Genomic DNA, 10,610 nt, shown 5'->3' with positions numbered 1-10,610 from the left:
TGCTGCTGGCCCTGCGCGGCGGCGCCAACCGCGGCGCCGTGATCTCGCTGCTCGACTCGGGCGCCGACCGCGAGGCGAAAGATCTCTCAGGGCGCGTCCTCGGCGATTATTTCAAAGCGAGCCGCTTCAAAGCCGACGCCGCGATCGCCGCCCTGATTCAGGACGCCGCCGGTCAGAAGCCTCTTGAACCTTCGCGCCTCGTCCAGCTGTGCCGCTTCGGCAGCGCCAAACGCCTGCGCTCCGCGTTAAAGGCCGGCAGCGATCCCAACGCCGCCGTCGACGGCCTGACGCCGCTGATGTGGGCCGCCCGGGACAACCGCGATAAAGACATGCTGAGCGCGTTGATCGACGCCGGCGCCGACGTCAACGCCCAGGATCCGGAAGGCCGCACGGCCCTGATGTACGCCGTGAAAAATCCCGCAGCCGTCGCCACTCTGATGAACGCCGGCGCGCGCGTCGATTTGTTCGACAAAAACGGCCGCAGCGCCCTCGAATACGCCGAGGAAGCCGGCGTCGAAACCGACGGGCTGGGCGGACTGAAAGCCGCGGTCGAAAAACACCGCGCCCTGGCGGACTACGAAAACAAACTCGACGCCCAGAAGGCCGAATTCGATAAAAAAATTGCCGAGCTGACCCGACAGCTCGAAAAAGAACGGACCGTCCATCAGGTGACGAAGGACGCCGCCCGCCAGGCCGAAGAAGAAGCCCAGGCCGTCGCGGAGCAAGCCGCCGCCGAAAAGGCCGAACTGGCCAAGCGCATTGAGGCGGCCCAAGCCCAGATCGCCGAACTGACCCGGCAGCTCGAATCCGAAAAAGCGGGCCACCAGGCGGCGAAAGACGCGGCCGTGAAAGCCGCCGAAACGGCGAAAGCCGAATCGGCCGGAGCCGCCACGGCGCTCGAAGCGGCAAAAGCCGCCGCGGCCGAACTGAACGTCCGGATCGAAGCTGAAAAGGCCGCGGCCGTGAAGGCCACCGAAACGGCGAAAGCCGCCGCGGCGGACTCCGCCAAGGCGCTTGAGGCGGCCCAAGCCCAGATCGCCGAACTGACCCGGCAGCTCGAATCCGAAAAAGCGGCCCATCAGGCGACGAAGGACGCCTCGCTCCGCTCCGCCGAAGAAACGAAAAAGCCTCTGGGCGGCCTGCTTGACCTGCTTCGGCGCGCCGCCTGCGCGCCGAAGGAATAACCCTTCGGGCTGAAAAGAAGGGCCTGCGCCCGGATCGTCGGCGGCGATCCGGGCGCAGGCCTTGCGTTGTTCGGGAGGGCGGTTATTTCTTCATGAGCCCCTTGCCAGCGTTCCACGCCCGCCCGACCTTCTCGCCCGAAACGTAATAGCCGGACTGGAACCGATCGAAGATCAGCGCCTTCAATTTGGCGGGTACGATCTTTCCTCTCGCGAACGGCGATAAAGTTCATAAAAAAACGGCGCGATATCTGGGGGCCATGCCTCTCTTTTGCGCTTGCCGCCGAAGATAAGAAAAGATAAAATTATGCGCATGTGCAAAGGCGGGACAGCAGAGCCGCTTTTCTTTTTCCGATCGGGGAAACGGCCCGTTCGAACCGAAAGGCGGCGGCTTTGAAGCCTACAAGGTGGGGGAAAAACCTATGAAACCGCGGGACGCGCGTTCTTTGCGGCACGGACGCGCGAAGCGCGGCATTTTCAATGATGCCTTTTAATTGAGAATCAGGAGTCAGAGAGTATCTGCGCAAAAGGGCGCTGGAGACCGGCGGAGACATCGCAGGCCCCAGCCGGAGATCGGGGTCGCCCTTTCGTGGGGCGATTCCGACGGAGCTAGAGAGAGCATGACAGGCACGACACAAGAGACGAGGGGCAGGGGTTAGGGTATGAATATGAGAAAAACGGCCGCGCTGGCGCTTTCGGCGGCGCTTTTGGCGGCGCCCGCCTATGCGGACGGTTTCGCGGTGTACGAATGGAGCGCCCGCGGCGTGGGCATGGGCGGCGCGATGATGTTCGGCGACGAAGCTTCGCTGATCGCCTACAATCCGGCGGCGATCACGCAGTTCGACGAGAAAGGCACCTTTTCCGGCGCCGTCACCTACATCGCGCCGCGCGGCTACGCCGACTTTCTCGACGGCAGCGATAACGTCTTTCTGACGCAGCACAACAAGAACAATCCGGCTTACGTTCCCGCAATGTTTTACGCGCGCAGGATCCAGCCCAACGCTTGGTTCGGCGTCGGCGTTTATCCCCGTTTCGGCTTGAAAGCCTCCTATGATCCGGGCTGGTACGGCCGTTTCAGCAACCGCAGCATCGAGTTCCTGTCGGTTTCTTTCGCGCCCAACGTGGCATGGAAGATCGCGCCGTCATTGTCGATGTCCGCGGGCGCGGAACTGATGTACGCCGGGCTGAAGCTCGACAAGTCGACCCGACTCGGCGGCGAGACGCCGATCGATCTCGACGGCGACAGCTGGGGCGTGGGCTGGAACGTCGGCCTGAACTGGCAGGCGACGCCGCGGCTCTCGCTGGCGGCGCTGTACCGTTCCGAGGTCAAGCAAACGGTCGAGGGCGACGTAAACCTTTACAGCGGCATGCTGGGAACGATTTCCACCCGCGGCAAGGGGGCCATTCATCTGCCCGAGAGTTATACTTTCGGCGTCGGCTACAGGTTCAGCGACCGCACGCGCGTCGAGTTCAACGCCATCAAGACGATGTGGAGCTCCTACAAAGACCTGACCATCGACGTCGCCGTGCCGCAGCCGTATCAGGCGATGTTCGGCGGATTGACGGCCTATCCGTACAACGAGCCCAAGAACTGGCGCGACGGCTGGCGCTATCAGTTCGGCGTCGAGCACAAGATCAACGACAAGTGGACGATCCGCGCCGGTTTCGTCTACGACGACTGCTCTTCCCGCGATCCTGACAACGCCGATTTCATGGTGCCCACCGGCACGCGCCGCACCTACACTTTCGGCGCCAGCTGCCGCGTCAAAAACGTCGAGTATTCGTTCGGCTACGGCTACATGGACGTCGGCGACAAGCGCATCAACCGCAGCGGCGAGAAGCTTGAAGACGCCTCCACGCGCGGCTGCGACGCCCACATCATTTCGATCGGCGCGCGCATCGATCTGTGATTTTCGTCTGCAAACGGATATAATTCAAGGGCAGAGGCTTTTCGGCCTCCGCCCTTTTCTTTTTATCTTATCCATTTTTCGAAGGAGCGCTCCCGATGAACTGGTTCTCTTTTTTCAGCTATGTCCTTGTCTCCACCTTCACGCCCGGGCCGAACAACATCTCCTCGATGTCCAACGCCAGCCGCTACGGCTTCGGCGCGTCGCTGCGCTACCGCCTGGGGATCTTCTGCGGCTTCTTCGCCGTGCAGCTGCTGGCGGCTTTGTTCAGCGCCACGCTGCTGGATTACATCCCCGCCGCTCAGCCGTACATGCTGGCTCTCGGCGCCGCGTATATCCTCTGGATGGCCTGGAAGACCCTGACCAGCCGATCCGGCGGCGAAAGACCGTCCGCCGCCGACAACGCTTTTCTGTCGGGCGTGCTGCTCCAGTTCGTCAACGTCAAGGTAATAATCTTTGCCGTCACTACCATGTCGACTTTTGTGCTGCCCCACGTCCGTTCGCTTCCCGCGCTGGTCCTTTTCGCGTTCGGGCTGGCGGGCACGGCCTTCGTCTCGGTCAACTGCTGGGCCGCTTTCGGCGCCGCCTTCAGCCGCGCCCTGCGCCGCCACGAACGCGCCGCGAACGCCGTCATGGCCCTGCTGCTCGTTTATTGCGCGCTGTCGCTGTATCTGTAACGAAACGAGTCCGTTCCACGTTTTGCCAATCGCCGGGGCGCGTGCTATAATGCCGCTGGCACTTCGCGGAGGGGTGGCCGAGCGGTCTAAGGCGGCAGTCTTGAAAACTGTTGAGCGCAAGCTCCGGGAGTTCGAATCTCTTCCCCTCCGCCACAATTTAAAAAACAAGGAATTAAAATGAATCGCGAAGCCTGTAAAATTCGGGCTTCGCGATTTTTTGTTGTATAGGATAAAACTAAAATATATGTAGAGTTTTCACATGGATTGTGCTTAGAATCGCGCATTCTATTTCTGATTGAGAAATAGGGGCAGCTTCGATTCTTACTCTGTGTGGCATAAACAAATCATGTTCCCTTCTCAAGTGGCAGTGATTTTTTATTTCACTGTCTCTTGAAACGAGAGCATATCGTTAACGGAAGGCTTTTTCATTTGGCATAGCCAAGCTCTTTGATCAAGGCGTCCTGAAGTACCTTGGAGACGTTGATTTTTTCCTTTTCTGCAGCATAGTCAAGCCAGTTAGGCAAAGTCACCGTGCGGCGCACTGACTTGTTGTCGATCATGCGCCGATAGGCTGCCGTATCGATGTCTACAAAAGACACGATGCCCGTACCAGCGCCTGCAAACTCACCCTTCGCAGCGTCGATCTCTTTCAGTGCCGTCGGAGGGGGAATGTTTTCCCCTTCGTCCTCCAGATCGACGCATTTAAGGCTGATCGCGTCCCGCGCCATTTCGACCGCGTTGCTTAAGTCCTCGCCCTGAGTAAGCACTCCGAGATCCGGCACTTCGACCAGCACAACTCCTTCGACTGGCGTAAAAATCACAGGATAGACCGTTTTCATTTGTCCTTTCCCCTCCTCTTTGGAGTGCGCGAGAAGATTATGCTCCCCGTCTTTTTAATATGTTCTTCGCGAGTATTTCATTGATATCCCCGTGCCGAGGCACTTCTTCCGTCTCTTCGCCGCGGCTGTAAATATCGTGGCGCCTTCCATGGCGTTTGAAACGAAACCCCAGCGCTTCAAGCCGTTTTATGAATTCCTGCCGTTTCACCGCCTCGCCTCCTTCGTTCTAACTATATCATATGTATTTTTATACGTATCGTCAAGTGCGAATACAGAGAATTCACCTCTTGATAAAAAGAGCTGCCCTCTGGCAAGATAGCTTCCCCTCCGCCGTCAGAAATTTCATACTATTTCTTAATTAAAAGGTCGAACGCAAGGGAGCTGCGGAGGAGATTCACAAAGCGAGCTGCGCAGCAGTCGAGGTAATTCTGAGCGACTGAACTTCCCCGCAGCCCCTTGAAAACTATGCTAATACTTTTTATCAAGAATGAGTATCATGCAAAAAAATCGCGGCCAGTCGTCGTTGAGCCAACGCTCTTCGATGACCGGCCGCGATTTTTTTCTCTATCTCTCGACGTTTTCTATGTGAAAATCTTCTAGGCGCTCTGTTTCTCCGCGTCGTATTTTTTTTCGGCTGTGCCGACGATAATGGTACCGACGAGGTCGCCGAGGCAGTTATTCGTCGTGGTCCCCATGTCGAAGAGGCGGTAGAACGCGGCGATGACGCCGACGACTTCGATGGGCAGTCCCACGGACTGAACGACGACCATCAGCTTGACGATGCCGCTGCCGGGGATCCCCGCGCCGCCCATGGAGAGAATGGTGGAGATGAATACGGCGTTCAGCAGCTGGGGCATCGACATGGGCTGGCCGATCATCTGGCTGATGAAGAGGATGACGCAGGCGTAGAGCAGCACGGAGCCGTCGGAGTTCATCTGCGAGCCGAGGGGGATGGTGAAGCCGGAAACGCGCTCCGGAATGCCGAATTTTTCCTCGGCGGTCTTGATGTTGACGGGGATCGTGGCGATGGAGCTGCATGTGGAGATGGTGTAGATCCACACGTCGGCGCTCTCCTTGATGAACCGGAAAGGATTCATGTGGGGCTTGAAGGCCAGAAGGAAGCCGCCGTACACGAAGACAACGTGGGCAAGACAGGCAGCGTAGTAGGTTCCTACGAGCACTGCCATGGAGGTGAAGATGCCGGCGCCGTACTTGCCGAAGGAGTTGCCCATGAGAAAAAACACGCCGATAGGCGACACGTCCATGACCATGCCGATCAGCGAGAAAACCATGCTGCTGAAGCCGTCGAAACACTTTTTCATCGTCGCCTTGCGTTCAGGATCTTTGATGCGCAGGATGGCGACGCCGAGCAGAATGGCGATGACCAGTGTCTGCACGATATTGCCGTCGGCGAACGTCTTGATCATGTTGGTGGAAAACAACCCTTTGAGGAAGCCGGCGAAGGTGATGTCGACGCCGCCCTTGATCTGCTGCGAGGCCATGCCGGCGAAGTTGGCGATTTTCCCGGGCTGGAGCAGCGTCGCCACGGTCAGCCCGACTACGCAGGCCAGCACGGTAGTGACCACATAGTAGACGATGATGCGCGCGCTGACGCGCCGCAGCGAGGCGAGGCTGTCCTGCGAGGTGATGCCGGTCACGATCGTGCAGAGCACCATAGGGACCACGATCATCTTGATGCAATTGAGCCAGATGTCGCCGATGAAGCCGAGCTGAACCATGGTCTCGCCGACGACGAGCCCGGCGACGGAACCGAGGATCATAGCCACGAAAACCTGCGTCGTCAAAGATATTTTTTTACCGCCGATAACCATAATTCTTACCCCTTTCAAATGAGATCAAAGCGCCGCGTCGATTTCGCGGATGACGGCTGCCGCTCGTTCCGCGTCGCGGCGCGTGATGCCCTTGTAAAAGACGAGCCGTACCGAGGTGTTGATGATAGGGCGGATCAGCAGCCCCTTTCCCCTGGCGCGCTCGCAGAATTCCTGAGGCGTGACGCCGGCGTTTTTGACGTCGAGCATCATGATGTTGGTCTGCACGTTTTTCTGCACGAGCGTTTTTTTCAGCCCTGTCAGCAGCGAAGCGCAGTACGCGGCGTTTTCGTTGTCTTCACTCAGGCGTTCCACGTTATGTTTCAGCGCGTAGATGGCGGGCGCGGCGATAACGCCGGCTTGGCGCATGGCGCCGCCGAGCAGCTTGCGGGTGTCCTTGGCTTTCCCGATAAAGTCTTTCGGCCCGCAGAGAAGGGATCCCACGGGAGCTCCCAGCCCCTTGGAGACGCAGAACATGAGCGTGTCCGCGTATTGGGCCAGCTCCTTTACGGAAACGCCGAGATATGCGGCGGCGTTGAAAACGCGCGCGCCGTCCATGTGGACTGGCACGCCGTATTTATCGGCCAGGCGGCGGACGGCGGCCATGCGCTCCGGCGTGATACAGGTTCCACCGGTGTAATTGTGGGAGTTCTCGACGCAGATCAGCTTGACAGAGTTCCCCTTGAGCGCGCGTTCCATGTCGGCCGGGTCGGGCATGCTGTCGGCGTCGAATTTGTAAAAAGCTTTTTTCATCTGGCCGAAGCGCGGGTCGAAGGCGGTTTTTTCGCTGCGGTCGAGGTGCTGCAGCTCGTCGACCAGCACGGTGTCGCCGGGACGGCACCAGGTCAACAGGGCGGCCTGGTTGCCCATCGTGCCGGAGACGCAGAACAGCGCAGCCTCCTTGCCCGTGAGAGATGCCGCCATGTCCTCCAGTTTGTTGACCGTAGCGTCTTCGCCGCGTCCTTCCGCGTCCAGCCGTCCGTCATCGCCCAACGGCGCCGACAGGATCGTCTCCAGCATGGGACGATCCGGAAGCGTGAGCGTATCGCTCCTTAAATCGATCATTCCGTTACAGCCCCTTTCTCGTCGTAAAAAACTTCTCCTATCGGCATTAAATAACCTTGAGCGTGCATAATCAAATATAAATGTTAGAATATAGTTATAGATAAAAATAAATGATAAATGTGCATTACATCAGATTGAGGAGATTTTTCATGTTTCAGTACGCCGACTATATCTACGCCGTTTACCGCGAACGAAGCTTCAGCAAAGCAGCAGACAAATTATTCATCACTCAGCCGTCGCTCTCCATTACCGTCAAAAAGGCGGAAGCCGAGCTGGGACTGCCGATCTTCAACCGTCACACCGTGCCTGTGACGCTGACGCCTTTTGGGGTGGAATACATCCAGGCGCTGGAGCAGCTGCGCGGGCTGGAACGACGGCTGCACGAGTTCGTCGAGAAAGAGGGAACGTTGCAGAGCGGGCGGCTGGCGATCGGCGGCAGTAACCTCGGCATGCCCTATTTTGTGACGGAGCGTCTGGCGGATTTCCACCGCCGGTATCCGCAGATCGAACTGCAGATTCGCAATTTGAATACAATGCAGGCCAAGCATCTGCTCGATTCCGGCGAACTGGACTTTGTGATCACCAACCGTCCCTACGACGACAAAAAGTACGATCAGAGGGTGTGCTACCGCGAGTGCCTGATCCTCGCCGTGCCGAAATCGTTCGGCGTCAACGGAATGCTTTGCGGCAAACAGCTCGCGCCGGACGAACTGGGCAACGCGGTCTTCTCCGTCCCCGCAGCGCGGTCGGTGCGGCTTGACGCTTTCGCTCAGGTGCCGTTTCTTCTTCTCAGCAATCAGAATTACCTTCGTCAATACACCGACATCCTCTTCCGCGAACGCGGCGTTGATCCGCCGGTAGTTCTCGAGGTGGAACAATCGGCTGAATCCTTCAACTTCGCCCGTCTCGGGCTGGGCGCGACGGTTTTGAGCAACCGGCTCGTGCAGGGGGGCGATTGCGACGCGCTGTGTTTTTATAAGATCGACAGCCGCTATACGACGCGCAACGCGTTCCTGAGCAGCCGCCGCGGCGTCTATTTCACTTCGGCCATGAAGAGCTTCGAGCGGATGCTGCTGGACCCGGAATGGAACGAGAAATAGTTTTTTCCGCGTGCGGCGCGACGTTTTTGGGACAGAAAAAATGTATACGATTTTTCAAGACCGCTTTGAAGATATGCTTGAAAAAAATTATGACAGTCTCTATACTTTGATCTAAGAAATATAAAATCTTTCAGGCAAAGACGCCGTGCGAAAGCGTTTTTTTGATGAAAACAGACGGGGAGATGATGAGCAGGCTCACGCGGTGCTTCAATCTTTACGAAGGGGGAAGTAAAACAACATGGGGAAGTATATTCTTCGCAGGCTTGTGATGTCCGTCCCCGTCATGATCGGCGTCTCGATTGTCGCGTTTCTCATTATGCATCTGACCCCGGGCGATCCGGCGCAGCTTCTCGCCGGTCCCGACGCGACGATCGAGGACGTGCAGCTGATTCGCGATCGGTTCGGGCTGGACGAGCCGCTGCCGGTTCAATATGTGCAGTTCGTCAAGGGCGTTTTCGACGGTTCGCTGGAGTCGATGAAATACGAGGTGCCCGCGATCGGCCTGATCACGTCGCGGCTGAAGAACACGGCGGTCCTCGCCGGGGCGGCGCTGCTGCTGTCGGTCGCTCTGGGGGTGATGGCGGGGATCTTGTCGGCCGTGCGCCGCTACTCGTGGATCGATTATCTTTCCACGTCGCTGGCGCTGATCGGCGTCTCGATGCCGGCCTTCTGGCTGGCGATCATGCTGGTCATGCTGTTCGCCGTCGAGCTGGGCTGGCTTCCGGCCGCGGGCATGGGCGGCGTGCGGCACATCGTCCTGCCCGCTATCGTGCTCGGCACGGGATCGGCGGGGATCATCGCGCGCATGACGCGTTCGACGATGATGGACGTGCTGCGCCAGGATTACGTGACGACGGCCCGCGCCAAGGGGCTGACGGAGCGCGTCGTCGTGTATCTGCACGCGCTGCGCAACGCCATGATCCCCACGGTGACCGTGATCGGCATGCAGATCGGTTCGCTGCTGACGGGGGCCGTTCTCACCGAATCGGTTTTCGCCTGGCCGGGGGTGGGGCGTCTGCTGATCGATTCGATTCTCGGGCGCGATTATCCCGTGGTGCAGGCGACGCTGCTGGTGGTGGCTTTTATCTACGTAGGGGCCAACCTTTTGGTCGACATCCTCTACGCTTTTCTCGACCCGAGGATCCGCTATGAATAGTCCGAAGAAAACGCAAACTCACGCGGCGCTGGTATGGCGCCGTCTGCGCCGGAGCAAGACGGCGGTCGCGGGGCTGGTCATCGTGGGAGTCTATCTGTTTCTGGCTCTCTGCGGCCCGTGGCTGGCGCCTTACGATCCTTATTTTCAGGATCTGAATCTTTCCTATCTCCGTCCCTGCATGGATCACTGGCTGGGCTGCGACGAGTTCGGCCGCGACATTCTCAGCCGGATTCTTTACGGCGCCCGCGTCTCGCTGGTGATCCAGTTCTGGGCGGTGATGATCTCGCTGGTGATCGGCACGTTCCTCGGTTCGGTCAGCGGCTATTTCGGCGGCAGGATCGACGAGGTCGTCATGCGCCTGATGGACATCATGATGGCCTTTCCCGGCATTCTGCTGGCGCTGGCGATCGTCGCCATCCTCGGGCCGAGTCTGACGAATCTGATCGTCGCCATCGGCATCAACTCGGTGCCGGGGTTCTCGCGCGTGGCGCGCGGCGCGGTGATCAGCGTCAAGAAGAACGACTACGTGACGGCGGCGCGGGCGATCGGCGAGAGCGATCTGTCGATTCTGTTCCGCTACGTTCTGCCCAACGCCATCTCGCCGATCATCGTGCAGACGACGATGCGCATGGCGACGGTGCTGTTGACGGCCGCTGGGCTGGGTTTTCTCGGGCTGGGGGTGCAGCCGCCGTCTCCCGAATGGGGAACGATGCTCTCCGCCGCCCGGGTGTATCTGCGCTCCGCCCCTCACGTCGCGGTGATCCCCGGCGTGACGATCATGATCGTCGTCCTCGGCTTCAACTTCTTCGGAGACGGGCTTCAGGACGCGTTGAATCCCCGTTTGAAGGAGTAATCC

At 58.9% G+C, this 10,610-nt stretch carries 10 protein-coding genes and 1 tRNA gene; 7 read left to right on the top strand and 4 right to left on the bottom strand.

Translation table 11 applies throughout. The features are described 5' to 3' along the window. The 4 genes from HMPREF7215_RS12235 to HMPREF7215_RS01760 form a co-directional block, all read left to right on the top strand. Positions 1 to 1,184: ankyrin repeat domain-containing protein (locus HMPREF7215_RS12235; RefSeq protein WP_009163870.1), on the top strand; the 1,184-nt coding region annotated here is incomplete at its 5' end. 659 nt (positions 1,185 to 1,843) lie between these two features. After that, a complete protein-coding gene (locus HMPREF7215_RS01770; RefSeq protein ID WP_009163868.1) occupies positions 1,844 to 3,091 on the top strand; it encodes an OmpP1/FadL family transporter in 1,248 nt (415 codons plus the stop codon). Positions 3,092 to 3,186: 95 nt separating this feature from the next. Next, positions 3,187 to 3,765, top strand: a complete 579-nt coding sequence (locus HMPREF7215_RS01765) for a LysE family transporter (protein WP_009163867.1) — start codon at positions 3,187 to 3,189, stop codon at positions 3,763 to 3,765. 67 nt (positions 3,766 to 3,832) lie between these two features. Next, positions 3,833 to 3,918, top strand: a tRNA-Ser gene (locus HMPREF7215_RS01760). Between the two features lie 272 nt (positions 3,919 to 4,190). Here HMPREF7215_RS01760 and HMPREF7215_RS01755 read toward each other — a convergent pair. From HMPREF7215_RS01755 to HMPREF7215_RS01740, 4 genes are all read right to left on the bottom strand, one after another. Continuing rightward, positions 4,191 to 4,604 (bottom strand): type II toxin-antitoxin system HicB family antitoxin, encoded by a 414-nt coding sequence (locus HMPREF7215_RS01755; protein WP_009163866.1) that lies wholly within the window; start codon positions 4,602 to 4,604, stop codon positions 4,191 to 4,193. A 37-nt stretch (positions 4,605 to 4,641) separates the two neighbouring features. Continuing rightward, positions 4,642 to 4,812, bottom strand: a complete 171-nt coding sequence (locus HMPREF7215_RS01750) for a type II toxin-antitoxin system HicA family toxin (protein ID WP_009163865.1) — start codon at positions 4,810 to 4,812, stop codon at positions 4,642 to 4,644. A gap of 388 nt (positions 4,813 to 5,200) precedes the next feature. After that, positions 5,201 to 6,436, bottom strand: a complete 1,236-nt coding sequence (locus HMPREF7215_RS01745; protein ID WP_009163863.1) for a dicarboxylate/amino acid:cation symporter — start codon at positions 6,434 to 6,436, stop codon at positions 5,201 to 5,203. Between the two features lie 24 nt (positions 6,437 to 6,460). Continuing rightward, positions 6,461 to 7,498 (bottom strand): threonine aldolase family protein, encoded by a 1,038-nt coding sequence (locus tag HMPREF7215_RS01740; RefSeq protein WP_009163862.1) that lies wholly within the window; start codon positions 7,496 to 7,498, stop codon positions 6,461 to 6,463. A 149-nt stretch (positions 7,499 to 7,647) separates the two neighbouring features. On the opposite strand from HMPREF7215_RS01740, the gene HMPREF7215_RS01735 reads away from it, so the two are divergent. The 3 genes from HMPREF7215_RS01735 (at position 7,648) to opp1C (ending at position 10,607) form a co-directional block, all read left to right on the top strand. Continuing rightward, entirely contained in the window at positions 7,648 to 8,598 is a 951-nt protein-coding gene (locus HMPREF7215_RS01735; protein WP_009163861.1) for a LysR family transcriptional regulator, read from the top strand. Between the two features lie 238 nt (positions 8,599 to 8,836). After that, on the top strand, positions 8,837 to 9,754 hold the full coding sequence (locus HMPREF7215_RS01730; protein ID WP_009163860.1) for an ABC transporter permease: 918 nt from the start codon (positions 8,837 to 8,839) through the stop codon (positions 9,752 to 9,754). Then, complete coding sequence (gene opp1C / locus HMPREF7215_RS01725) at positions 9,747 to 10,607, top strand: nickel/cobalt ABC transporter permease (protein ID WP_009163859.1); 861 nt, start codon at positions 9,747 to 9,749, stop codon at positions 10,605 to 10,607. Before HMPREF7215_RS01730 ends, opp1C begins: the two co-directional genes overlap by 8 nt. The last annotated feature ends 3 nt before the right edge of the window (positions 10,608 to 10,610 follow it).

This window comes from Pyramidobacter piscolens W5455 (genome assembly GCF_000177335.1).
GTDB classification, from domain to species: domain Bacteria; phylum Synergistota; class Synergistia; order Synergistales; family Dethiosulfovibrionaceae; genus Pyramidobacter; species Pyramidobacter piscolens.
This window is presented reverse-complemented; position numbering and strand designations above follow the sequence as displayed.

Bases quoted from the DNA above. Each gene is read 5' to 3' on its own strand.
- HMPREF7215_RS01730 (WP_009163860.1), top strand. From the start codon at position 8,837: ATGGGGAAGTATATTCTTCGCAGGCTTGTGATGTCCGTCCCCGTCATG.
- HMPREF7215_RS01765 (WP_009163867.1), top strand. From the start codon at position 3,187: ATGAACTGGTTCTCTTTTTTCAGCTATGTCCTTGTCTCCACCTTCACG.
- HMPREF7215_RS01755 (WP_009163866.1), bottom strand. From the start codon at position 4,604: ATGAAAACGGTCTATCCTGTGATTTTTACGCCAGTCGAAGGAGTTGTG.
- HMPREF7215_RS01740 (WP_009163862.1), bottom strand. From the start codon at position 7,498: ATGATCGATTTAAGGAGCGATACGCTCACGCTTCCGGATCGTCCCATG.
- HMPREF7215_RS01770 (WP_009163868.1), top strand. From the start codon at position 1,844: ATGAATATGAGAAAAACGGCCGCGCTGGCGCTTTCGGCGGCGCTTTTG.
- HMPREF7215_RS01745 (WP_009163863.1), bottom strand. From the start codon at position 6,436: ATGGTTATCGGCGGTAAAAAAATATCTTTGACGACGCAGGTTTTCGTG.
- opp1C (WP_009163859.1), top strand. From the start codon at position 9,747: ATGAATAGTCCGAAGAAAACGCAAACTCACGCGGCGCTGGTATGGCGC.
- HMPREF7215_RS01735 (WP_009163861.1), top strand. From the start codon at position 7,648: ATGTTTCAGTACGCCGACTATATCTACGCCGTTTACCGCGAACGAAGC.